At 69.5% G+C, this 21,902-nt stretch carries 21 protein-coding genes; 10 read left to right on the top strand and 11 right to left on the bottom strand.

Annotated elements, in window-relative coordinates; genetic code table 11:
- Both D7X12_RS15515 and D7X12_RS15510 read right to left on the bottom strand, forming a co-directional pair.
- Positions 1-1,227 (bottom strand): SO2930 family diheme c-type cytochrome, encoded by a 1,227-nt coding sequence (locus tag D7X12_RS15515; RefSeq protein WP_120626052.1) that lies wholly within the window; start codon positions 1,225-1,227, stop codon positions 1-3.
- Positions 1,228-1,251: 24 nt separating this feature from the next.
- Entirely contained in the window at positions 1,252-2,799 is a 1,548-nt protein-coding gene (locus D7X12_RS15510; RefSeq protein WP_120626051.1) for a parallel beta-helix domain-containing protein, read from the bottom strand.
- Between the two features lie 351 nt (positions 2,800-3,150).
- On the opposite strand from D7X12_RS15510, the gene D7X12_RS15505 reads away from it, so the two are divergent.
- Positions 3,151-3,612, top strand: coding sequence for a hypothetical protein (locus tag D7X12_RS15505; RefSeq protein WP_147443673.1), 462 nt, complete (start codon positions 3,151-3,153; stop codon positions 3,610-3,612).
- A 45-nt stretch (positions 3,613-3,657) separates the two neighbouring features.
- Here D7X12_RS15505 and ypfJ read toward each other — a convergent pair whose 3' ends face one another.
- Both ypfJ and D7X12_RS15495 read right to left on the bottom strand, forming a co-directional pair.
- Positions 3,658-4,515, bottom strand: a complete 858-nt coding sequence (ypfJ, locus tag D7X12_RS15500) for a KPN_02809 family neutral zinc metallopeptidase (protein WP_120626049.1) — start codon at positions 4,513-4,515, stop codon at positions 3,658-3,660.
- Positions 4,516-4,662: 147 nt separating this feature from the next.
- Complete coding sequence (locus tag D7X12_RS15495) at positions 4,663-5,949, bottom strand: neutral/alkaline non-lysosomal ceramidase N-terminal domain-containing protein (RefSeq protein WP_120626048.1); 1,287 nt, start codon at positions 5,947-5,949, stop codon at positions 4,663-4,665.
- Positions 5,950-6,116: 167 nt separating this feature from the next.
- Between D7X12_RS15495 and purF the strand changes: the two genes are divergently transcribed.
- A complete protein-coding gene (gene purF / locus D7X12_RS15490) occupies positions 6,117-7,502 on the top strand; it encodes an amidophosphoribosyltransferase (protein WP_244224576.1) in 1,386 nt (461 codons plus the stop codon).
- A 17-nt stretch (positions 7,503-7,519) separates the two neighbouring features.
- Here purF and D7X12_RS15485 read toward each other — a convergent pair whose 3' ends face one another.
- Positions 7,520-8,548: an RluA family pseudouridine synthase gene (locus D7X12_RS15485; protein WP_120626046.1), complete on the bottom strand. Its 1,029-nt coding sequence runs from the start codon at positions 8,546-8,548 to the stop codon at positions 7,520-7,522.
- 43 nt (positions 8,549-8,591) lie between these two features.
- Positions 8,592-9,713, bottom strand: coding sequence for a non-hydrolyzing UDP-N-acetylglucosamine 2-epimerase (wecB, locus tag D7X12_RS15480; protein ID WP_120626045.1), 1,122 nt, complete (start codon positions 9,711-9,713; stop codon positions 8,592-8,594).
- A gap of 105 nt (positions 9,714-9,818) precedes the next feature.
- Between wecB and kdsB the strand changes: the two genes are divergently transcribed.
- Entirely contained in the window at positions 9,819-10,556 is a 738-nt protein-coding gene (gene kdsB, locus D7X12_RS15475; RefSeq protein WP_120626044.1) for a 3-deoxy-manno-octulosonate cytidylyltransferase, read from the top strand.
- Between the two features lie 26 nt (positions 10,557-10,582).
- Here kdsB and D7X12_RS15470 read toward each other — a convergent pair whose 3' ends face one another.
- Entirely contained in the window at positions 10,583-11,431 is an 849-nt protein-coding gene (locus tag D7X12_RS15470; RefSeq protein WP_120626043.1) for an aldo/keto reductase, read from the bottom strand.
- A gap of 121 nt (positions 11,432-11,552) precedes the next feature.
- On the opposite strand from D7X12_RS15470, the gene D7X12_RS15465 reads away from it, so the two are divergent.
- From D7X12_RS15465 to D7X12_RS15440, 6 genes are all read left to right on the top strand, one after another.
- Positions 11,553-13,322 (top strand): ABC transporter ATP-binding protein, encoded by a 1,770-nt coding sequence (locus D7X12_RS15465; RefSeq protein ID WP_120626042.1) that lies wholly within the window; start codon positions 11,553-11,555, stop codon positions 13,320-13,322.
- 326 nt (positions 13,323-13,648) lie between these two features.
- Positions 13,649-13,882 carry a hypothetical protein gene (locus tag D7X12_RS15460; RefSeq protein ID WP_120626041.1) on the top strand — a complete coding sequence of 78 codons (234 nt, stop codon included), beginning with the start codon at positions 13,649-13,651 and terminating at the stop codon, positions 13,880-13,882.
- An 86-nt stretch (positions 13,883-13,968) separates the two neighbouring features.
- Complete coding sequence (pyrG, locus tag D7X12_RS15455) at positions 13,969-15,633, top strand: CTP synthase (protein ID WP_120626040.1); 1,665 nt, start codon at positions 13,969-13,971, stop codon at positions 15,631-15,633.
- Positions 15,630-16,466 carry a 3-deoxy-8-phosphooctulonate synthase gene (gene kdsA / locus D7X12_RS15450; protein WP_120626039.1) on the top strand — a complete coding sequence of 279 codons (837 nt, stop codon included), beginning with the start codon at positions 15,630-15,632 and terminating at the stop codon, positions 16,464-16,466. Before pyrG ends, kdsA begins: the two co-directional genes overlap by 4 nt.
- A 23-nt stretch (positions 16,467-16,489) precedes the next feature.
- Positions 16,490-17,065, top strand: a complete 576-nt coding sequence (locus D7X12_RS15445; protein WP_208719061.1) for a KdsC family phosphatase — start codon at positions 16,490-16,492, stop codon at positions 17,063-17,065.
- Positions 17,066-17,108: 43 nt separating this feature from the next.
- Positions 17,109-17,729: a response regulator gene (locus D7X12_RS15440; RefSeq protein ID WP_120626037.1), complete on the top strand. Its 621-nt coding sequence runs from the start codon at positions 17,109-17,111 to the stop codon at positions 17,727-17,729.
- Between the two features lie 127 nt (positions 17,730-17,856).
- Here the strand turns inward: D7X12_RS15440 and D7X12_RS15435 are convergent, their stop codons facing one another.
- Both D7X12_RS15435 and D7X12_RS15430 read right to left on the bottom strand, forming a co-directional pair.
- A complete protein-coding gene (locus tag D7X12_RS15435; RefSeq protein ID WP_120626036.1) occupies positions 17,857-18,303 on the bottom strand; it encodes an Hsp20/alpha crystallin family protein in 447 nt (148 codons plus the stop codon).
- Between the two features lie 221 nt (positions 18,304-18,524).
- Complete coding sequence (locus tag D7X12_RS15430) at positions 18,525-18,719, bottom strand: CPXCG motif-containing cysteine-rich protein (RefSeq protein WP_120626035.1); 195 nt, start codon at positions 18,717-18,719, stop codon at positions 18,525-18,527.
- 80 nt (positions 18,720-18,799) lie between these two features.
- On the opposite strand from D7X12_RS15430, the gene D7X12_RS15425 reads away from it, so the two are divergent.
- Complete coding sequence (locus D7X12_RS15425) at positions 18,800-19,633, top strand: GspE/PulE/PilB domain-containing protein (protein WP_120626034.1); 834 nt, start codon at positions 18,800-18,802, stop codon at positions 19,631-19,633.
- 8 nt (positions 19,634-19,641) lie between these two features.
- On the opposite strand, the gene serB is transcribed toward D7X12_RS15425, so the two are convergent.
- Both serB and D7X12_RS15415 read right to left on the bottom strand, forming a co-directional pair.
- The gene (gene serB / locus D7X12_RS15420; RefSeq protein ID WP_120626033.1) at positions 19,642-20,844 is read right to left on the bottom strand and encodes a phosphoserine phosphatase SerB; all 1,203 of its coding nucleotides are present in this window, start codon (positions 20,842-20,844) and stop codon (positions 19,642-19,644) included.
- Positions 20,845-20,927: 83 nt separating this feature from the next.
- On the bottom strand, positions 20,928-21,902 hold a 975-nt coding region (locus tag D7X12_RS15415), incomplete at its 5' end, for a serine/threonine protein kinase (protein WP_208719059.1).

Below are 21,902 nucleotides of genomic sequence, written 5' to 3'. Positions count from 1 at the left end.
CTACTTGCAGGTCTTCGGCGGCAGCGAATCGATCCAATCCGCGATGAGCTGCGAGCCCTCCGCGTGATGAATGGTGCGGCCAATCTGCGGCATCATCTTGCCGTCCTCCTCCGTGTGCAGCCGGTACCAGAGGATGGACTCCGCGTGGTTGCCGGGGAGGATGTCGAACTCCCCGCCCACGCCGCTGCCCGCCGAGCCCGGGCGCTTGCACTCGCCCAGCGTGAACAGGTCCGCGTTGTCGATGTTGAGGAACAGCCGGCTGGTGATGCCCGCCGTCCCCTTCGGGTTGTGGCAATGCGCGCAGTTGATGTCCAGGTACGTGCGCGCCCGCGTGGACAGGTCCCCCGACGTCGCGTCGAAGGCGTCCGGCGCCTTGGGCCGCTCCGCCACCGGGGGCAGCCCGTCCAGCTTGCCCAGCGACGCCAGGTACTCCAGCTGGTCGCGCTCCACGCCGCCGTACGTGTTCGGACGGTGCAGGTAGCGCGCCTTCACGCCAATGGGGTGCATCACCTGCGCCCCCGTCGCGTCCTGGAGGTGGTGGCACTGCTGGCACTGGTTCTTGGAGGGCACCGAATACTTGAACGCCTGCGTCTTTCCCTGCAGGTCGATGAACGTCACAGGCTTGGTGCGGCCTCCAGTGGCCTGCGTCGCCTCTGTCTGCTCATCGTTCCAGACATAGGGCCACGCCTCCCAGCCCGTGGGCTGGCGCACCAGGACGCGCGTCTCGATGACCCGCACGTCCTGGTCCGGCTTCCGCAGGTCCGCCGGGAAGGCGAACGTCTTGGTGATGAGCGTCCCCACCGGCAGGTCCAGCTCGTCCGTCGGGTGGTAGTGCGCCACCGCGCCGGGGGGGATGTAGAGGGTGCGTGACTTGACCGAGTAGTCGGAGAACAGCGCGGTGGACAGCGTGTAGGGCACGTTGCCCTCCACCGGCACCAGCCCCCCATCCGCCGGGCTTCCGGTGAACAGCCCGAGGCCCGACAGGACAGTGGGAACAGGTACCCGCCCGGCGTCCGGCGTGCCCGCGTCGGGCACACCGGCGTCAGGCACACCGGCGTCCACCGGTCCCGCGTCGGGAACCCCCGCATCCTCCGGTCCGGCATCCACCACGGGCGTGCCCGCGTCAGGTGGCGGCCCGGGAACTTCCGGGTCGGAGGAACCGCAGGCCGCCAGCACGAGGGCCAGCAGCACTGCGGGGAGACGGGGGTTCACGAACGACGTCCGCATGGGTGTCACACTCCCTGACTGCGATTACTTGATGTTGTCGCCAATCGTCAGCGCGGGGGAGAAGCCCGCGCAGTCGAACGCCGTCCCGGTGGCGGCGTAGTGCCGCGTCTTCGCCCAGCCTCCGGCCAGGTCGCCCTTGGTCACGGCGGTGCCCGCCGCGAGCAGGTCCAGGTCCACGATGGCGGTGGTGGTGCCCGCGGGCAGCGTGTTCTTCGTGAAGCAGATGTTGATGGGGTTCAGCTCCGCGCGGTTGTGCATGACCGGATCCACGCCGTCCCACACCAGGTGCTCCACCTGCCGCGTGCCCTGCGTCTCGCCGTACGCATAGAGCGTGGCCACCAGCGCGCCCAGCGGACGGCGCGACGGGTCCAGCTTGCCGTTGTCCACGTTGTCGCCGCTGCCGCCCTTGAAGACGTTGCCGTGGATGTTGATGTCCGCGCTCTCGAAGTTGAAGCCGCCCGCGGCCCACAGCGCCGGATTCTCCTCGATGATGAGGCCGCTCAGCACCGCCACGTCCAGCGAGTTGTTGTTCTCCCAGGTGTTCCCGGTCAGCTCCACCCGGCGCGACGCCAGGATGAACGTGCCCGTGCCGGCCGGCACCTGCGACACCGTGCTGCTGCTGGCGGCCACCGCCGCGAAGTTGTTCCGGTTGTTGTCGGTGATGATGTTGTTCACCACCCGGATGTCCGTGCCCTTGATGGGATTGCCCGGCAGGTCGAACACCACGAGCCCCGTGGTGTTGTCGCGCGCGGTGTTGCCAATCACGTAGGCGTACTTCGTGTTCTCGATCTCGATGCCCGCCACGTTCTGCAGGGCCACGCTGTTGCGCACGACGGCGTACTCCGTCTGGCCCACGTAGATGCCGGCGTCCGCGGCGTTGTAGGCCTCGCACTCGTCGATGACCACGTACTTGGACTTCACCGGGTACAGGCCGTACTTGCCGTTGGTCTCCTTGTCGGCCTGGGCCCACTCGGTGCGCACGCGGCGCATCACGACGTCGGTGGAGGACTCGACGCGGACCGCGTCCTTCTTCGCGTTCCACACGGCGACGTCACGCACCTCGAAGCGGTTGCCCACCACATCCAGGCCGTTGGAGTTCGCGGCGGCGTTGGTGAACACGAGCACCGTGCTGGACGCCGTGCCCGTGCCCTCGCCCTTCACGCCCTTGCCCGCGCCGGCGATGGTGACGCCGTTCTGGCGGATGGTGATGGCGTTGTCGAACGTGAACGTGCCCGCGGCCAGCTGGATGGTGGTGCACTCGGCCAGCGTGTTCACCTGGTCCTGGAGCTTCTCCTCCTCACCCGGCGCGAACGTCAGCGTCGCCGTGGCCTTGCCCTCGCAGGAGAAGCCGCCCGCGCTGCCGCCGTCCCAGGGGATGCCCGTGTCCACCGGCGGACCCGCGTCCGTCCCGGCGTCGGTGCCCGCATCCACCTGCGTGCCCGCGTCCACCGGCTGGGAGCCGGCGTCCGGCTTCTTGTCATCCTCCTCGTCGGAGCAGGCGGTCAGTGAGAGGGCCCCAACCAGGGCCAGAAGGGCAGCGCTCGATGCGCGGGTCCACTGCAAACGGGGCATGTCGTTTCCTCCGCGAAGCCGCTCCGCTTGGGACCCTGGGGAAGGACCCGGGCCCGCGAAGCAGCGGGAATGCGGCATGCTCGGAGCAAAGACACACTGGCGACAAGCACAAGTTGCACGTTTGTATTTTGACGCAGCGCCCCTTTGGCCACGCGGGAAAAAGCACGCGCACGCGGTAAGCCTTTCAGCCGGAATGTGTCCTGAAGGCGAAGGACGCAAGGCTCCGGGGCCGACGGCCGGGCGGGCAGCCGCGGCCTTCCCGGGCGCTCCCCGGGCCCCACCCGGGCGGTCATCTTGAAGGGATGTCGCGGCACCCTCCCCCCTCTCCCCGCGACGGAAACGAGGATTCCCATGAGTGCAGGCACCTTGGCGACCCTGGTGGTGGCGCTCGCGTCCGGCGTGGCCACCACGGCGCTCGCCCAGCAGGACGAGGCGGCTCCTGCCTCCGGGGGCAATGACTCGCAGAACCTGGAGGCCGGGCAATCACTGGCAGCCGGCTCCGGCGAGGGCACCTTCTGGGACAATTACTGGTATCAGCCTCCCGCCCAGGGCTCCTGGGACACGCAGCCCCTGAACGGGACGTATCAGCTCCAGCAGCCGCTCCACGGGACCTACGAACTCCAGCAGCCACTCAATGGCACGTACCAGCTGGAGCAGCCCCTCAACGGGACGTATCAGCTCCAGCAACCGTTGGTCGGCACGTACCAGCTCCAGCAGCCGCTCAACGGGACGTATCAGATCCAGCAGCCGCTCAACGGCACGTACCAGCTCCAGCAGCCGCTCAACGGGACGGGCACCTCCCGGGCGCGGTGAGCAGGACCGCGTCCCCCGTGCTCCGGGGGACGCGTGAAGCCCCGCCTAGCGCTGGGCCTTGAAGGTGTCGCACGCCTCCAGCGTTCCCTGCTCCAGGCCCCGCTTGAACCAGGTCATGCGCTGCGCGGCGGAGCCATGGGTGAAGGACTCGGGGACCACGCGGCCCCGGGCACGCTTCTGGAGGGTGTCGTCGCCCACGGCGCTGGCGGCGCCCAGGCCCTCCTCGACGTCGCCCTGCTCCAGGATGTTGCGCGCCTTCTGGGCGCGGCCGGCCCAGATGCCGGCGAAGCAGTCCGCCTGCAGCTCGGTGAGCACGGAGAGCTGGTTGGCCTGCTCCTCGCTCGTGCGGCGGCGCATCGACTGCACCTTCTGGGAGACGCCCAGCAGGTTCTGCACGTGGTGCCCCACCTCGTGCGCGACGACGTACGCGCGGCCGAAGTCACCGGGCGCGCCGAAGCGGCTCTCCAGCTCGTTGAAGAAGGTCAGGTCCAGGTACACGCGCTGGTCGCCCGGGCAATAGAAGGGCCCCACCGCGCTCTCCTGCGCGCCGCACGCGGACTGCACCGCGTCCGAGAAGAGCACCAGGCGCGGCTGCACGTAGCGCACGCCCAGGGGCTCCAGCAGCGCGGGCCAGGTGTCCTCGGTGTCCGCGAGGATGACGGAGACGAAGTCCTTCATCTCCTCCTGCTGCGGATCCACCGGGCGCCCCGCACCGCCCGTCGCCGGATCCTCGTACGGGGACCCCGAGCCAATCTGCACGTCGGACGGGTCTCCGCCCAGCAGCATCACCAGCACCGCCACGATCAGCGAGGCGGCGCCGCCACCCACCGCGAGTGGCCGACCGAAGCCGGATCCCCGCCGGTCCTCGATGTTCGAGCTGCGACGTCCCCCTTGCCACCGCATCCGGTACCCCTTTCCTGTCCAGCCGCCCTGCGGTCCAAGGTAGGCAGCCGTCCCCCCATCAGCGATGGGGATTCCCGTGTTCATACTTCGCCAGGAGGTCCGCAGGGCAGGCAGGCAGCCGGGCGCCCGGATGAATCCCCGTGTGGCTCACTCCGGCGGCGAGAAGCCCACCGTCCCAGAGGCCACGCGCGCGGCGGCGCCCAGGCGCTCCAGCAGGGCCGGACCGAAGTACTGGAGCCGCGACTCGCCCTGACCGCCGAGCACCAGCTCCGGCGTGTCCAGGTAGCCCACGTAGCCGTTGGCGAGCCCCAGCACGTGGGTCGCGCCCGTGAGGTCCGCCAGCGCCCGGCCCGCGGCCATCGTGGGCTCGACCGGAAGCGCGAGCAGCTCCAGCGGCCCCACCGCCAACGCATCCACCTCCGCCTCGCGGGGCGCGGACGCGCACAGGAAGTTGTCCCCCGCCGCCCGCGTGAAGCCCGGCACCAGCCGGGACGAGTCTGGCCGGGGCATGGAGGCCTGCACGCGCGCGAAGGCCAGCCGCACCGGCCCCGCCACGGGCGTGGGCGTGGCCCCATCCGCCAGCTCCGACAGCTTGCGCGCGAAGCCCGCGGCCCGCTCCGCGCCCTGCCCTTCCGAGTACGCCACGGACGCGTTGCCCTCGCTGCCCTGCACGAACAGGGTGACGCCGTGGCCCGCCTCTTCACGCAGCGCGCTCAGCCGTCCCGGATAGTCCGGATCCACCAGCGCCCGCTTCCGGGGAATGAGCGTGGCGTGCGCGGCGAACACCAGCACCTCCGCCACCGGCCCGGCCGCGCCCTTCAGCACCACCCGCGTGAGCTGCCCGTCGGGGGCCTGGCCCCCGGAGCGCGAGGAGACGAGCCCCGCGTCCGCCATCGCGGAGGCCGCCTTCGTCAGCGCCTCGCTCGCCCCCGCCACGGCCGCGTCCACCGCCGCGCGCTGATAGCGCCCCGTCCCGGACAGCTGCGCCACCCAGCGCGTGTCGTAGCCTCCGAACGAGGAGTGCGTGTGCGTGGCCACCACCATCACCTCCTTCACCCCCACCGCTGCGGCGCGCTCGCGCACCTGCTCCACGATTTCCGGGGTAACGAAGAGCAGCTCCAGCGACACCACGCCCACCCGCGCGCCGCCGGCCTCCAGCACCAGCGCCCTCGCGTGCAGGGGGATTTCGGCCTGGCTCGCCTCGGGGCGGGGCGGCGCGTAGCCGGCCACCACCACCGGGAAGGGCGGGGCCAGGGCCACCTTCGCCGCGCCTGCCCGCAGGGTGCCTTCGCCCTGCACCTGGGACAGCACGCTGGGCGTCCGCTCCTCCCAGCGACCACACCAGTTCCAGGAGGCAAGCGCGTACGCCGCCCCCGCCGTTAGCAACACGAAGGGCAGCAGGGTGCGGAGGACGGAGCGCCGGGAAGAGGACATGCCGGATGGAGCCTAACCGCTCCCATCGCCGGGACGGCTCCTACCTTTCCAGTCAATGGCACCTTGCCTGGCCTACAGGAGCCGACGTCGACGGCGGGAGGAATACCCACGGTGAAGGCATGCGTTCCTGTTCCGCTTCGCGGTCGAAAGGGGTAAGGCAGCGCACCATGTGCGGGATCTTCGGAATCACGGGTCACGGAGAAGCGTCCAACCTGACGTACCTCGGTTTGCACGCCCTTCAGCACCGCGGACAGGAGTCCGCCGGCATCGTCTCGTCTGATGGCCACATCCTGCGCGCGCACCGGCAGATGGGGCTCGTCGCGGACATCTTCACCGCACCGGTGATTGAGGGACTGCCGGGAGAGGCCGCCATCGGCCACGTGCGCTACAGCACGGCGGGCGGCAGCCAGCTCAAGAACGCGCAGCCGCTGTTCGTCGCCTACGCGGGCGGCCAGTTCTCCATCGCGCACAACGGCAACATCGTGAACGCGGCGGAGATCAAGGCGTCGCTGGAGGCGGAGGGCGCGCTCTTCCAGTCAGACGCGGACACGGAGGTGGTGATGCACCTGCTCGCCCGCTCCAAGCAGCCCACCTTCGAGGCCAAGCTGGTGGAGGCCCTGCGCAAGGTGGAGGGCGCCTACAGCATCCTGCTCCTCACGGAGGACAAGCTCATCGCGGTGCGCGACCCGCACGGCTTCCGGCCGCTGGTGCTGGGCAAGATGAAGGAAGGCGCCTACGTCGTCGCCAGCGAGACGACGGCGCTGGATCTCATCGAAGCGGAGGTCATCCGCGAGATGGAGCCCGGGGAGCTGGTCGTCATCGAGAACGGCGTGCTGCGCGCCAGCATGCCCTTCAAGCCCGCGCCCCGGCTGGGCCGCTGCATCTTCGAGCACGTCTACTTCGCCAAGCCGGACTCGGTGCTCTTCGGCAGCAGCGTCTACGAGGTGCGCAAGCGCCTGGGCATGCAGCTCGCGCGTGAGCAGCCCGCGCCGGACGCGGACCTGGTCATCGCGGTGCCGGACTCGGGCGTGCCCGCCGCCATCGGCTTCTCCCAGACGAGCGGCATCCCCTACGACGTGGGCCTCATCCGCAGCCACTACGTGGGCCGCACCTTCATTGAACCGCAGCAGTCCATCCGCCACTTCGGCGTGAAGCTGAAGCTGTCCGCCGTGCGCAGCGTCCTCAAGGGCAAGCGCGTGGTGGTGGTGGACGACTCCATCGTGCGCGGCACCACCAGCCGGAAGATCGTCAAGATGCTGAAGGCCGCGGGCGCCGTGTCCGTGCACCTGCGCATCTCGTCGCCGCCCACGCAGTGGCCCTGCTACTACGGCATCGACACGCCCAGCCGCACGGAGCTGATCGCCGCCAGCCACTCCACGGAGGAGATCGCCAAGTACGTCACGGCGGACTCCCTGGGCTACCTGTCGCTGGAAGGCCTGGGCACCGCGGTGGAGGACCCGAAGCGCAACACCTACTGCACCGCGTGCTTCTCCGGGCAGTACCTCACGGAGAAGCTCTCCCGTGACTCGGACGTCGCGAAGCTCAGCGCCTGAGGCCGGCCCGGCCCTCTTCAGGGGGCCGGCATCTTCCCGTCGATGAAGTCCTGAAGGTCCCCTGGCAGCGGTGAGACGAAGGTGACGCTCTCACCGGTGCCCGGGTGCGGGAACGTGATGCGCTCCGCGTGCAGCGCGTGCCGGGGCAGCCGCAGCCGCGCCCACGCCTCGGGCTCCAGGGTGTGCTTGCTGAAGCGGTCGAAGTAGCCCGGATCCGGTCCGTACATCTTGTCCCCCACCAGCGGGAAGCCCGCCACGTGCAGGTGGATGCGGATCTGATGCTGCCGGCCCGTCTCCGGGAAGCAGCGCAAGAGCGCGAACGGCGCGCCGTCCTGCACGAAGCGCTGGAGCACCTGGAAGCGCGTGCGGCTGGGCTTGCCCTGCACCGCGTCGATCCGCACCGCGATGCGGATGAGGTCCGTGCCCTCCGCGATGGGCGCATCCACGAGGAAGGTGTCCTCGGGCGGATGGCCCTCGCACAGCGCGAGGTACTCCTTGTGCACCTCGCGCGACAGGAACAGCCCGCCCAGCACGCGGCAGGACTCGGTGGTGCGGCCACACACCACCAGCCCGCTCGTCTCCCGGTCCAACCGGTGCGCGGGCTCCGCGAAGCGCTCACCGAAGCGCTCGCGCAGCAGCGTGACGAGGGTGCCCTTGTGGTAGCGCGCGGTGGGGTGGATGGGCAGCCCCGCCGGCTTGTCGAGCACCAGCAGCCAGTCATCGGAGAAGACGACGGGCAGCGCGGTGGGCGTCGCGGGCTCCTGGCTTGAGGGGCGGCGGATGCGGAACGTCAGCCCCGGGTACACGGGCGTGGAGGGCTTGAGGCGGTACGCGTCGCACAGCACGCCGCGCAGGATGATGCCCTGCACGCGCTCCAGGTCCATGCGGCGGATCTTCTCGCAGAGGTAGCGGTCCAACCGCCAGCCGGCGTAGTTCGGCTCCACGACGAACGGGATGTCCACGTAGCCGTCGGGGACCTCCGAGGCGGGCGTCACCGGCTCAGGCACCGGATCAATCAGGGAAGCGGGAGCGGCGTCTTCACGCATGACGTAGCGCCCCGTCTACCACGCTTTGGAACGCGAAGACCGCTCACCCAAAGGCGCGCTTCGTCTCCACGCCCAGCACGCGAGCGTAGAGGTCCGCGATGCGCTCGCCGGTGCGGCCGTCCCACAGCTCCGGCACGCGGCCCTTCTTCACGTCGCCCGCGAGGATGCGGTCGGCCGCCTCGCGGATGCGCGTGGGGTCGGTGCCCACCACCTCGTTGGTGCCCACCTCCACGGTGACGGGCCGCTCGGTCTCCTCGCGCAGCGTGAGGCACGGCACGTTGAGCGCGGTGGTCTCCTCCTGCAGGCCGCCCGAGTCCGTCATCACCAGCTGCGCCTGGGACGTCAGCGACAGGAACTCCAGGTAGCCCATGGGGTCCACCAGCTTGAGGCTCGGCGTCTTCTCCAGCTCGGCCGCCAGGCCCTGCTCGGCGATCATCTTGCGCGTGCGCGGGTGCACCGGGAACACGACGGGCACCTTCTTCGCCACGTGGATGAGCGTGGACAGCAGGCCCGCCAGCAGCTTCGGGTTGTCCACGTTGGACGGACGGTGCAGCGTCGCCACCACGTAGGTGCGCGGCGTGAGCCCCAGCTGCTTGAGCGTGGGCAGCTGGTCGGCCTTCTCCTTGGACGACAGGAGCGAGTCGATCATCACGTTGCCCACGAGGTGGATGCGCTTCGGGTCGATGCCCTCCTTGAGGAGGTTCGCGTCCGCGTCGCGCGAAGGCGTGAGCAGCAGGTCGGAGAGCCGGTCGGTGACGACGCGGTTGATCTCCTCTGGCATGTGCCGCTCGAAGCTGCGCAGGCCCGCTTCCACGTGGGACAGCGGGATGGCCAGCTTGGACGTGACGAGCGCGGCGGCGATGGTGCTGTTCACGTCGCCCACCACGGACACCAGGTCCGGCTTCTCCTTGAGGAAGATCTTCTCCATCTCCACCATCATCTTCGCCGTCTGCTCGGCGTGGCTGCCGGAGCCGATGCCCAGGTGGATGTCCGGGGCCGCCATGCCCAGGTCGGCGAAGAACACGTCGCTCATCTTCGCGTCGTAGTGCTGGCCGGTGTGCATGACGAGCTGCTGCAACGGGGTACGCGCGGCGATGGCCTTGTGGATCGGGGCCACCTTCATGAAATTCGGACGCGCGCCAACGATATGGATGACCTTCTTCATGTCGCTGCGCAAAGTAGGCACGGCGCCTTTCCTGCCTAGTGGCACAGGGTGTCCAGCGGCCCCGGTGCGGGTGCGGGACGTCCTGAATCTGATAGATGACGCCCCATGTCCGCCTCCCGGCCCGTGGCCGTCATCCCCGCCCGCCATGCCAGCACCCGCTTCCCCGGCAAGCCGCTCGCCCTCATCGCCGGCCGCCCCATGGTGGAACACGTCTGGCGCCGCTGTCAGGAAGCCCAGGCCTTCGCCGAGGTCTGGGTCGCCACGGACGACGCGCGGATCCGCGACGTGGTGGAGGGCTTCGGCGGCCGCGCGGTGATGACCAGCCCTGCCTGCCCCACCGGCACGGACCGCATCGCGGAGGTGGCCCGCGCCCGGCCGGACGTGGACGTGTGGGTGAACGTGCAGGGGGATGAGCCGCTGGTGGACCCCGCCGCGCTCAAGGTGCTCGCGGAGCTCTTCCAGGACGACACCGTCCGCATGGGCACCCTGGTGCGCGCCCTGGAGCCGGACGAGCTGGAGAACCCGAACGTGGTGAAGGCCGTGCTCGCCCTCAACGGCGACGCGCTCTACTTCAGCCGCGCCCCGGTGCCGCACGTCCGCGAGCCCGGCACGCCCGTGCGCCGCTGGGCCCACCTGGGCCTCTACGGCTACCGGCGGGACACCCTGCTGCAACTGGCCACCCTCTCCCCCACGCCGCTGGAGGAGGCGGAGAAGCTGGAGCAGCTGCGCGCCCTGGAGCACGGCCTGCGGATCCGCTGCGCCCGCGTGTCCTGGCGCACCGTGGCGGTGGACGTGCCGGAGGACGTGGCCCGCGTGGAGGCGCTCCTGCGCGAGCGCGGCTGAGCGCCCGCGTCATGTTTCAGGATGTTTCAAATCACGGGCAGTGAGTCCGGCTCGTCCCCCAGGGGGAAGGCCGCGTCGATGCGCGCCAGGTCCTCCCGGGTGAGCTTCAGCGAGGCCGCGCTCGCGTTGTCGCGCACGTGCCCCACGTCGCTGGCCTTGGGGATGGCGAACAGCGACGGCCGGCGCACGAGGAACTGGAGCGCGACCTGGTGCGGCGTCACGCCATGTGCGTGGGCAATGGCCGCCAGCACCCGGCCCCCGGCGCTGTCCGGTGACGGGAAGTGGCCGTTGCCGAACGGGCTGTAGGCCACCACCGCCACGCCCCGCGCTTCGCACCACGGGACGACGGCGTGTTCGATGGCGCGCTCCTCCAGGTGGTACAGCACCTGGTTGCACGCGATGCGCCCCGGGCCGGCGAGGGCCAGCACCTCCTCCAGCTCATCCACCGCGAAGTTGCTCACACCCCAGGAGCGGATCTTCCCGTCCTTCACCAGCTGCTCGAAGGCGCGCACCGTGCCCTCCAGCGGGTGGGAGCCGGGCCAGTGCAGCAGGTAGCAGTCCAGCCTGTCCGTGCGCAGCCGCTGGAGGCTGCGCTCACACGCCGTCACAGTCCCCTTCTGCGTCGCGTTCGACGGCATCACCTTGGACACGAGGAACACCTCGTCGCGCCGGCCCTCGAGGGCCTTCGCCACGAGCGCCTCCTCCACCTGGCCCCGCCCGTACAGCTCGGCCGTGTCCACGTGGGTGAGCCCCAGGTCCAGCCCGGCGCGCAGGGCACGGATGGCGCCTTGCGCGTCGTCGTCCTCCATCTGCCAGGTGCCCTGACCGATGACCGGCACCGCCACCCCGGTGTTGCCGAAGACGCGCTTCTCCATGGCCCCTCCTCGCATGGGAAAACCTCTCTCAGGAGATAGCACCGCCGCCGCCCTGGCTGCATCCCGGGCCGGCACGTCCCTGCCGGCTGCATGCCTGGCGAGAGTCCAGTAGGCTCCGGCGGTGCCCCCATCCGTCAATCCTCCGACGCCCCGACGCCCTTCAGGCGTAACCCTGCGTCGGCTGCTGTCCCTGGCCCGCCCCGAAGTCCCCACGCTGGTGCTGGCCACCTGCTTCCTCGTCATCAGCAGCGGCGCGAGTCTCGCGTTCCCGCAGGGCATCCGCATCCTCATCGACGATGCGCTCAACGCGAAGAACCGCGAGCTCATCGACCGGGCCGCGCTCATCATGCTGGGCGTCTTCCTGGTGCAGGGCGTCGCCACCGCGCTGCGCGCCTACTTCTTCACCATCGTGGGCGACCGCGTGGTGATGCGCCTGCGCCGCGACTTCTTCCACCGGCTCATGGACCAGGAGGTGGCCTTCTTCGACACCCACCGCACCGGAGAGCTCACCAGCCGGCTGCAGTCCGACACCGCCGTCCTGCAGAACACCGTGAGCGTCAACATCTCCATGGGCCTGCGCCACGCGGTGCAGACGCTGGGCGGCGTCGCGCTGCTCTTCTACACCTCGCCCACGCTCACGCTCCTGATGCTCGCCATCGTCCCCCCGGTGGCGGTGGGCAGCGTGCTGTACGGCCGGCGCGTGCGACTGATGTCACGCCAGGTGCAGGACGCGCTCGCCAAGGCCAGCGAGGTCGCGGAAGAGAGCCTGTCGGGCCTTCGCACCGTGCGCTCGTTCGCGGCGGAGCCGTCGGAGGTGGCGCGCTATGGCAACGCCGTGCGCCATGCCTTCGAGGTGGCCCGCAGGCGCGCGAGCCAGTCCTCCATCTTCATCGGCGGCGTCTCCAGCGTGGGCTACATCGCCGCGGTGGTGGTCTTCTGGTACGGCGGCCGGCTGGTGGTGGACAGCCAGCTCACCATCGGCGCCCTCACCTCGTTCCTCATCTACACGATGCTCGTGGCCATGTCCCTGGGCTCCCTGGCGGACCTCTGGGCGGACTTCATGCGCGCCTCGGGCGCCGCCGAGCGCGTCTTCGAATTGATGGACCGCGAGCCCACCATCCCCGCCGGAGGCGGTGAGCGCCCCGCCACGGTCGAGGGCCGGGTGGAGTTCCAGGACGTGCGCTTCGCCTACCCCTCGCGCCCGGACGTGACGGTGCTCCAGGGCATCAACCTCACCCTCCAGGCCGGAGAGGTCGTCGCCGTGGTGGGCTCCTCCGGCGCCGGCAAGTCCACCCTCGCCGCCCTCCTGTCCCGCTTCTATGACCCGCATCAGGGCCGGCTGCTGCTCGACGGGCGCCCCCTGGACACGCTCGACCCCGCCTGGCTGCGCCAGCACGTGGGCATGGTCGCCCAGGAGCCGCTGCTGTTCTCCTGCTCCATCGGGGACAACATCCGCTACGGCCGCCCGGGCGCCACCGACGCGGAGGTGGAGGCCGCCGCGAAGGCCGCGCACGCGCACGACTTCATCGGCCGCTTCCCGGACGGCTACCGCACGGAGGTGGGCGAGCGGGGCGTGCAGCTGTCCGGCGGCCAGAAGCAGCGCGTCGCCATCGCACGGGCGGTGCTGAAGGATCCGCGCATCCTCGTCCTGGACGAGGCCACGTCCGCCCTGGACGCGGAGAGCGAACACCTGGTGAAGGACGCGCTGGAGCGGCTGATGCAGGGCCGCACGACGCTCATCATCGCGCACCGGCTGTCCACCGTGGCCAACGCCCACCGCGTGCTGGTGCTGGAGTCCGGCCGCGTGGTGCAGAGCGGCACCCACGCCGCCCTGATGACGCAGGAGGGGCTCTACCGCCGCCTCGTGGAACGCCAGGTTGTCGCCGCCTGAACGCTCGCTCCGCTTCCGGCCCCGCCCGCTTCGCAGTCTCCGTGGCGCGAAAAAAGAAGGCGCATTATTTCAAGCGCCTCAAGAAAGGAGGTGATGCCTTGATCGACAGCATGAATCAGGCGTCTACCTCCGTCGCGGTGGCCTGCTAGCGAGGGTCTCCTCGGCGGTGGTTGACGCCCGCGGTACCGGTCGCCTCCGTCTTTGCCGACGGGGGCGACTTTTTTTGTCCCCCACCCCACCTGGGAATGTCCGCCTCCGTCGCCGGTTCGAGCCGCCCGGGGGGAAGAGCCACCCACGCCTGCCGTGGTCGCCTGTCGGAGAACCTCGTGTCCATCACGCCTTGTCCCATCCCCCTGCCCTCCGCCCTCCGTGACGAGGAGATGGTGGACACCCAGCGCAACCTCTTCTGTCCCAACTACGACTCGTGCCTCCACCAAGTCGTGAAGAAAGGCTGGGAAGGCTGGAGTTGCCGTGGTTGCGACCTGCGCCGCTTCCGCGTGGGGCAGCCGGACGCCCAGCAGTTCGCGGTCGCCCGCCCGGGCGGTTGGGACGCGCAGTGAAGGTCCGGCGGGCCTCCCGGGGCCTGCCAGCCGTTCAGCCGGCAGAGATTATTTGACGCCCCCTGGCCCTCTTGGCAGGAAGGGACATGCGCTCCAAGAAAACCAAGTTCATCTTCGTGACGGGCGGCGTGGTCAGCTCGCTGGGGAAGGGACTGGCCTCCGCATCCATTGGCGCCCTCCTGGAGAACCGCGGGCTGGACATCACGCTCATCAAGCTGGATCCCTACATCAACGTGGATCCGGGCACGATGAGCCCCTTCCAGCACGGCGAGGTCTTCGTCACCGAGGACGGTGGCGAAACCGACATGGACCTGGGCCACTACGAGCGGTTCACCCACGCCCGGATGAGCCGCCTCAACAACTTCACCTCCGGCCGCATCTACAACGCGGTCATCACCAAGGAACGTCGCGGTGAGTACCTGGGCAAGACGGTCCAGGTGATTCCCCACATCACCGACGAGATCAAGGCCAGCATCCGCCAGGCCTCGCAGGACGTGGACGTCGTCATCGTGGAGGTCGGCGGCACCGTGGGCGACATCGAGTCCCTGCCCTTCCTCGAGGCCATCCGCCAGATGCGCTACGACGTGGGCAGCCAGAACGCCGTCTACATCCACCTGACGCTGCTGCCGTACATCGGCGCCGCGGGCGAGGTGAAGACCAAGCCCACGCAGCACTCGGTGATGAAGCTGCGGGAGATTGGCATCCAGCCGGACTTCCTGCTGTGCCGCACCGACCGCGAAATCTCCCGCGAGCTGAAGGACAAGATCGCGATGTTCTGCAACGTGGACAACGGCAACGTGTTCACGTCCCCCGACGTGCGCAGCATCTACGAGCTGCCCCTGGAGCTGCACCGCCAGGGACTCGATGAGCGCCTGGCGGAGGTGCTCAACATCTGGAGCCGCGCGCCCCACCTGGAGAAGTGGGAGACCATCGTCCGGAAGATCTACGAGCCCGCGCGCGGTGAAGTCACCATCGCCATCGTGGGCAAGTACGTGAACCTCACGGAGAGCTACAAGAGCCTCAACGAGTCCCTGCTCCACGGCGGCATCGCCAACGACGTGCGCGTGAAGTTGCGCTTCGTGGACAGCCAGGACGTGGAGGCCCAGGGGCCGGAGGCGATGCTGGGCGGCGTGGACGCGGTGCTCGTCCCCGGCGGCTTCGGCGTGCGCGGCACGGAGGGGAAGATCGCCGCGGTCCGCTACGCGCGGGAGAACAAGCTGCCCTTCTTCGGCATCTGCCTGGGGCTCCAGATGGCGGTGGTGGAGTTCAGCCGCACCGTGCTGGGCCTCAAGGGCGCCAACAGCCTGGAGTTCGACGAGCACACCCCGCACCCGGTGGTGACGCTGATGGAGAGCCAGGTGAAGGTGCAGGACAAGGGCGGCACCATGCGCCTGGGCAGCTACGCGTGCGCCCTCAAGGCCGGCACCGTGGCCCAGAAGCTCTACGCCCAGGACAACATCCAGGAGCGCCACCGCCACCGCTACGAGGTCAACAACGCCTACCGCGGCCGGCTCCAGGAGGCGGGGCTCGTCATCTCCGGCCACAATCCGGAGCTGAATCTGGTGGAGATGATCGAACTGTCGGATCATCCGTACTTCGTCGGCTGCCAGTTCCACCCCGAGTTCAAGAGCAAGCCCTTCGCGCCCCATCCCCTCTTCTCCGGCTTCATCGGCGCGGCGCTCGCCCAGCGGGACTCCTCCCGCGGCACCACCGTCCCGGCCACGGCCACGACCACCCCGGTGCGCGCATGAGCACGACGCCTTCCATCCAGCTGTGCGGTCACAAGGTCGGTCCCGGCGAGCGCCTCTTCGTCATCGCCGGCCCGGACAGCATCGAGTCCGAGGAGATGGCGCTGCGCCACGCCCACCTGCTCAAGGCCATCACCACCCGGCTGGGCGTGCCGTATGCCTTCAAGTGCTCGTATGACAAAGCCAACCGGACCAGCGGCAAGTCCTTCCGCGGCCCCGGTTTGAAGGAAGGTCTGAGAATCCTGGACCGCGTGAAGCGCGAGGTGGGCGTGCCCGTGCTCACGGACGTCCATGAAACCAGCCACGTCGGGCCAGCCGCTGAAGTCGTGGATATCATCCAGATACCGGCCTTCCTCTGTCGGCAGACGGACCTGGTGGAGGCGGTGGCCCGCTCGGGGCGGGGGGTGAACTTGAAGAAGGGACAGTTCGTGGCCCCCAAGGACATCGTCCACTCGGCGAGGAAGGCCGTGGAGACGGGCAACCCCAACATCCTCGTCACCGAGCGGGGATCCTCCTTCGGCTACAACAACCTCGTGGTGGACATGCGCGGCCTCGCGCAGATGCGCGAAGCCGGACTCGTCGTGTGCATGGACGCCACCCACGCCGTGCAGCTGCCCAGCTCCAGCGATGGGAAGACGGGCGGCGAGCGGAAGTTCGTCTCGCTGCTCGCCCGGTCCGCCGCCGCTGCCGGGATTGACGCTTTATTCACAGAAGTCCACGAAGACCCCGACCGTGCCCTGTGTGACGGTCCGTGCTCGCTCAATCCACAGATGTTCGAGGACGTGGTACGAGATGTGCTCAGCATCCGTCGCGCGCTGGGTCACGAAGCCGGCTGATGGACGCGAAAGGTGAGGAGGCCATGCAGACGGAAGCGCCTTCCAAGCCGGGCAGGGAAGAGCTGACGTCGCGTGCGTCGCGCGTCCGGCTGCTCGTCTTCGACGTGGATGGTGTCCTCACCGACGGCGGCCTGTACTACGGCGGCGACGGCGAAGTGATGAAGCGCTTCAACGTGAAGGATGGCCACGCGCTCGTGATGGCCCGGCTGGTGGGGCTGCCCGCCGCCATCCTCACCGCGCGCACCTCCCGCATCGTCGAAGCGCGGGGCCGAGAATTGGGCCTCGCCGCCGTCTTCCAGGGCCGCCGGGAGAAGGGCCCTGCCCTTGATGAGCTGCTCGCCCAGCTCAATGTGCCCGCGGACGCCTGCGCCTACATGGGCGATGACCTCAACGACCTGGACCCCATGTCCCAGTCAGGGCTTTCCGCATGTCCCGCGGATGCGGTTCCAGAGGTGCGCCAGGAAGCGCACTTCGTTACCCAGAACGTTGGCGGTCACGGAGCCGCCCGCGAATTGGTGGAGTTGTGCCTCCGTGCCAGTGGCCGTTGGGATGACGCCGTGGGTCTGATGAGAAGGGCAGATAAACGCAGCACGTCGTAGGTGGGTTGATCAAACCCCGCATTCAAGGTAGGTGTTTATTTCCATGGCTAGTGGAACGATGCAGTCCGAGGGGAGTACGGCGATGACGGACCAGCTCTACACGACGCACGACATCAGTCGGTTGCTTCAGGTGGACCCGTCGACGGTGAGCAAGTGGATCGACCGCGGCATCCTGATGGCCTTCCGGACTCCGGGTGGCCACCGTCGGGTGCGTTCGACCGACCTGCGCACCTTCCTGGTCACCCATCAGATGCCCGTGCCCGAGGAGTTGGGCAGCAGCACGGTGCGCCTGCTGGTCGTGGACGACGAGCGGCAGACGCTGGACGCCATCAAGCGCGCGTTCAAGCCGCACGCGAATCAGGTGGAGCTCCAGACGACGACGAGCGGCGTGGAGGCGCTGCTGCTGGTGTCGGAGCAGAAGCCGCACGGAATGATCATCGACCTCAACATGCCGGACATCGACGGCATCGAGGTCTGCAAGCGCATCCGCGCCCGCAAGCAGATGGAAGGCGTGCGGCTCATCACCATGACGAGCCTTCACACGCCCGACGTCGTGGAGGCGTCGAAGCAGGCCGGCGCGGTGGCGTGCCTGGCGAAGCCGCTGGACGTGACGCAGGTGATGGAGCTGTTCCGGGTGCCGCTGGCGCTCAACGTCCGCAAGTAGAGAACGAGGGCTTCCGCCTGGCCCACAGCGGAAGCCCTCGAGTCGGTTGATGCTTGCGGGAGCCGCCGCGCCTCGCGCCTGCGAAGGCAGCGGCCTCCCTGAGCGGTGACAGGTGATGCATTGCGCATCAACCCTGCACCTTCACCTCGACGACGCGGGGCCTGGTCTCCTCGCGACGCGGCAGGGTGAGGGACAGCACACCGTTGTCGTAGCGGGCCTCCACGCGGCTGGCATCCACCGTGTTGGGCAGGCGGAACTGGCGCGCGTAGACACCCGCGGGACGCTCCTGGCGCCGCAGGGTGGTGCCCTCGGCCACGGTCTCCGCCTTGCGCTCGGAGCGCACGGTCAGCACGTCGTTCTCCACCTTCACCTGGATGGCCTTGGCGTCATGGCCCGGCAGGTCGATGCGCAGCGTGATGCCGGCCTCGGCCTCGAGGATGTCGGCCGCGGGCGTCAGGGTGTGCTCCATGTCCGGACGGGTGCCCGCCGAGGACAGCTCGCGGAAGAGCAGGTCGAAGTCGCGCAGCAGGGGCAGCGTCACGGCGGCGTTGTAGGCATTGCGGTGGGTGAGCATGGTCGTCTCCTGTTCGTGTCGCCCCGAAAGGCGCACGTCGTGCGGTTGCACAGTCGTTGTTGAGTTCGGCGGCCGTGCCCCCCGCGCCTCGTTTGCGGGAGGGCCCGGCAGCGCCTCACAAGACTCAAGAGAACCATGCTTCGGAACGTGTCAAGCAACGGCCCCGGCCGTCCCGGACCGCGTTCCTGAAGCCCCTGCCCGGTCGCCTGCTCCCCGGCCGGTCAGTCGTCGTCGCGGCCCAGGGTGACGGCGGCGCCGTCCTCGTCCCGGGTCACCTTCACCTCCCAGGGACGGCAGCAGACGGGGCAGTCCTCCACGTAGGCTTCGGAGGAAGCGCCCAGCGAATCCACATCCACTTCCACCTCTTCACCGCAGTACGGGCACGTCTGGGTGGCGGCATCCGCGAAGGGCTGCATCGTCGGCCTCCTTGCTCTCAAGGCATGTTCGGTGACGTGGACTGAGCGTCCGCGCCATCAGACGCTAGAATCCCCACCCCATGGCTCCCCCTTCCCGCAATCGCATCGCCGACATCCTCATCAAGGCGCGCGTCATCGACGAGTTGCAGCTTCGCAGCGCGCTGGCGTCGCTGGACCAGTGGGGCGGACGCGTGTCGCGCGTCGTCGCGGACCTGGGGCTGGCGTCCGAGGAGACCATCACCCAGGCCATCTGCCAGGGGCTGGGAATGCCCCGCGTGCAGCTGGGCAACCTGACGAAGGACGTGGCCGCCCTGGCGCGCGTGGACGTCACGCTCGCCGAGCAGAAGGGCGTCTTCCCCGTGCAGCTCAAGGACAACGGGAAGACGCTGGTGCTGGCGATGTCGGACCCCACGGACCTGGCCACGCTGGACCAGGTGGCGGCGCGCAGCCGCGCCCGCGTGGTGCCCATGGTCGCGGGGGACCGTGAAATCGAGCACGCCATCCTGCGCAACTACCGCGGCCAGGAGCCGGTGGAGAAGAAGCGCTTCAAGCCCGACTCCAAGCAGCAGGAGGCGGGCGAAGTCCCCGAGGAGGAGGACTTCAAGGTCGTGGACATGAGCGGCAAGACGATCGTGAAGCGCATCAGCGACATCGTCGACCCGAACGCCAAACCCCCTGCGCAGGCCCCCGCCGCGTCCGAGGCCGCCGCGGGCTCCAGCGCCTCCGACATCCTGGATGAAATCCTCGCGGGCGGCTCGCCCACCTCCGAGTGGACGGAGGCGGACCTGCAGCGCCTGCAGACGGTGCAGCAGAACCAGGAGAAGAGTTCAAAAATCCTGCGCGCGCTGCTGGAACTCGTCTTCGAGAAGGGCGCGGTGCAGCAGCGTGAGCTGGCCGCGCGCATGCGCCTGTAGCGAGGGCCTCAGGTCACCTCGCGCAATTCGCGCGCGGTGAGGCCCAGCAGGTACAGGATGGTGTCCAGCCCGCCGGCGGAGATGGACGTGTCGGCGGCCTCGCGCAGCCGGGGCTTGGCGCGGAAGGCGATGCCCAGCCCCGCCTTCTCCAACATCAGCAAGTCGTTGGCCCCGTCGCCCACCGCGATGACCTGCTCCAGCAGGATGCCCTCCTGCCGGGCGAGCGTCTCCAGCAGCTCCGCCTTGCGGCGCGCGTTGACGATGGTGCCCACGGTGCGGCCGGTGAGCTTGCCGTCCGCCGCCTCCAGCGTATTGGAGTACGCGAAGTCGATGCCCAGGCGGGCCTGGAGCGCCTCGGCCGCCACGGAGAAGCCGCCGCTGATGACCGCGGTGCGGTAGCCCAGCCGCCGCAGCACGCGCAGCAGCGTCTCCGCTCCCTCGGTGAGCGGCAGGTTCGCGGCCAGCTCCCGCAACACCTGCACGTCCAGCCCGGCGAGCAGCGCCACGCGCTGGCGCAGCGACTCGTCGTAGTCCATCTCCCCGTGCATCGCGCGCTCGGTGATGGCGGCCACCTTCGCGTGGACGCCGTGCGCCCGCGCCAGCTCGTCGATGACCTCGATGCGGATGAGCGTGGAGTCCATGTCCATCACCACCATCCGCTTGCCTCGCCGGTAGAGGCTCTCGCGCTGGAGGGCCACGTCGAACGTGGTGCTCTCCATGGACAGTGCCAGCAGCGCACGCTTGAGCGCAGAGGGGTCCACGCCCGGCGGCAGCATGACGTGCAGCTCCACCGACCCCAGCGGCGTCTCGCTCAGGCGGGTGATGCGCTCCACGCGCGCTCCCTGCACCGCGAGCCGCGCCGTCAGCGCGTGCACCTCCCGCGCGCCCAGCGTCCTGCCCACCGCGGTGACCACGTAGCGCAGCGGCTCCGGCCCCGGAGGCGTGGCGAGGGGGGCCACCGCCCGCACGTCCACCGTGACGGCCAGCTCGCGGGCCAGGACCTGGAGTGCCTGCAACAGGCCTTCGCCCCCGGCGCTGTCGGGCAGGCGCACGAGGAGGGCCAGGGTGAGCAGGCCCTGCACCACCACCTGCTCCACGTCGAGCAGCTCCGCGCCCGCGTCCGCGAGGAAACCGGTGAGGCGGGCGGTGGTGTCGGAACCGTCTCTTCCGGTGACGGTGAGGAGGACGCTGTCGGAGGGGCGCGCGGTCATGGGCGCGCCGCAGTCTGACAGCCCCTCCGGGGACGGGCGAGCCTCGCGTGGAGGCCCGCCTGCCCGGCGTGGACTTCCCTGCGTCAGTCCTGCTGCGGCTCCGAGGAGACGATGAGCGCGCCGCGCTCCAGGTACTCGCGCTCCGGGAAGGCCTTGTAGAAGTCCTCCAGCATCGCGTCCATGTCCGGGTAGCGCTGCTCGCGCTTGTCCTGCGTGGCCTTGTCGAAGAGCTGATCCAGGCCGCTGGGCGCCTCCGGGTTCACCTCCGAGGGCAGCGGCGAGCGGCGGCCCGGAATCTGTCCGGTGAACATCTCGTAGAGCAGGATGCCCAGGCCGTACACGTCCGCGGACGGGCCCGGCTCCTTGGCGCCGGCGGCCCGGTTCATCAGCTCCGGCGCCATGTACGCCATGCCGCCCATGCCCATGAACACCTGGGGCATGCCCTTGGTGGCGTCCACCTCCACCACGCGGCTCATGCCGAAGTCGGCGAGCTTCGCGTTGCCGTACGCGTCGAAGAGGACGTTCTCCGGCTTGAGGTTGTGGTGCGTGAGCCCCGCGGCGTGCGCGGCCCTCAGGCCGTAGGCCAGCTGCAGGAACGTGCGCAGCGCGTGCGGCACGTCGAGGCCCTTGCCGCCGCTGGACTCCAGCCGCTCCTTCAGGCTGCCGCGCATCAGCTCCACCACGAAGTAGGGCCGCGCGGACTCCACGTTCTGGTCGACGATCTGCACCACGCCCGGGTGGCGCACCTGCGCCTGCGCGCACAGCTCCTTCTTCAGCCGCTTGAGGACCTCACCGCGCTGCAGGAAGGAGAAGTAGCCGAAGATGTCCTTCAGCTCCTTGATGCAGATGTCCAACCCCAGGGCGTTGAAGCGGCCCTTGAAGACCGTGCCCATGGGGCCCGTGCCAATGGGGTCGAACTTCTGGTAGCGCAGGTCCAGGTCGCTGGCGCCCTTCGCCGCGGCGGCGGCGTTGGGGACCGGGGCCGAGGGAGCAGGGGTCGTCTGAGGAGGGGGCATCGGAGCGGGCGTGGCGGCGAGCGGAGAGGTGATGACCAGGGG

This window comes from Corallococcus sicarius, assembly GCF_003611735.1.
Classification (GTDB): Bacteria; Myxococcota; Myxococcia; order Myxococcales; family Myxococcaceae; genus Corallococcus; species Corallococcus sicarius.
The sequence above is the reverse complement of the archived record's forward strand: the minus strand, read 5'-3'. Positions and strand labels throughout refer to the sequence as shown.

Excerpts from the sequence above, each read along its gene's own strand:
- D7X12_RS15435 (WP_120626036.1), bottom strand. The coding sequence starts at position 18,303 with ATGCTCACCCACCGCAATGCCTACAACGCCGCCGTGACGCTGCCCCTG.
- D7X12_RS15495 (WP_120626048.1), bottom strand. The coding sequence starts at position 5,949 with ATGTCCTCTTCCCGGCGCTCCGTCCTCCGCACCCTGCTGCCCTTCGTG.
- serB (WP_120626033.1), bottom strand. The coding sequence starts at position 20,844 with ATGACCGCGCGCCCCTCCGACAGCGTCCTCCTCACCGTCACCGGAAGA.
- D7X12_RS15470 (WP_120626043.1), bottom strand. The coding sequence starts at position 11,431 with ATGGAGAAGCGCGTCTTCGGCAACACCGGGGTGGCGGTGCCGGTCATC.
- D7X12_RS15515 (WP_120626052.1), bottom strand. The coding sequence starts at position 1,227 with ATGCGGACGTCGTTCGTGAACCCCCGTCTCCCCGCAGTGCTGCTGGCC.
- D7X12_RS15440 (WP_120626037.1), top strand. The coding sequence starts at position 17,109 with ATGGCTAGTGGAACGATGCAGTCCGAGGGGAGTACGGCGATGACGGAC.
- kdsB (WP_120626044.1), top strand. The coding sequence starts at position 9,819 with ATGTCCGCCTCCCGGCCCGTGGCCGTCATCCCCGCCCGCCATGCCAGC.
- D7X12_RS15510 (WP_120626051.1), bottom strand. The coding sequence starts at position 2,799 with ATGCCCCGTTTGCAGTGGACCCGCGCATCGAGCGCTGCCCTTCTGGCC.
- pyrG (WP_120626040.1), top strand. The coding sequence starts at position 13,969 with ATGCGCTCCAAGAAAACCAAGTTCATCTTCGTGACGGGCGGCGTGGTC.
- D7X12_RS15425 (WP_120626034.1), top strand. The coding sequence starts at position 18,800 with ATGGCTCCCCCTTCCCGCAATCGCATCGCCGACATCCTCATCAAGGCG.
- D7X12_RS15430 (WP_120626035.1), bottom strand. The coding sequence starts at position 18,719 with ATGCAGCCCTTCGCGGATGCCGCCACCCAGACGTGCCCGTACTGCGGT.
- purF (WP_244224576.1), top strand. The coding sequence starts at position 6,117 with ATGTGCGGGATCTTCGGAATCACGGGTCACGGAGAAGCGTCCAACCTG.
- wecB (WP_120626045.1), bottom strand. The coding sequence starts at position 9,713 with ATGAAGAAGGTCATCCATATCGTTGGCGCGCGTCCGAATTTCATGAAG.
- D7X12_RS15485 (WP_120626046.1), bottom strand. The coding sequence starts at position 8,548 with ATGCGTGAAGACGCCGCTCCCGCTTCCCTGATTGATCCGGTGCCTGAG.
- D7X12_RS15445 (WP_208719061.1), top strand. The coding sequence starts at position 16,490 with ATGCAGACGGAAGCGCCTTCCAAGCCGGGCAGGGAAGAGCTGACGTCG.
- ypfJ (WP_120626049.1), bottom strand. The coding sequence starts at position 4,515 with ATGCGGTGGCAAGGGGGACGTCGCAGCTCGAACATCGAGGACCGGCGG.
- kdsA (WP_120626039.1), top strand. The coding sequence starts at position 15,630 with ATGAGCACGACGCCTTCCATCCAGCTGTGCGGTCACAAGGTCGGTCCC.
- D7X12_RS15505 (WP_147443673.1), top strand. The coding sequence starts at position 3,151 with ATGAGTGCAGGCACCTTGGCGACCCTGGTGGTGGCGCTCGCGTCCGGC.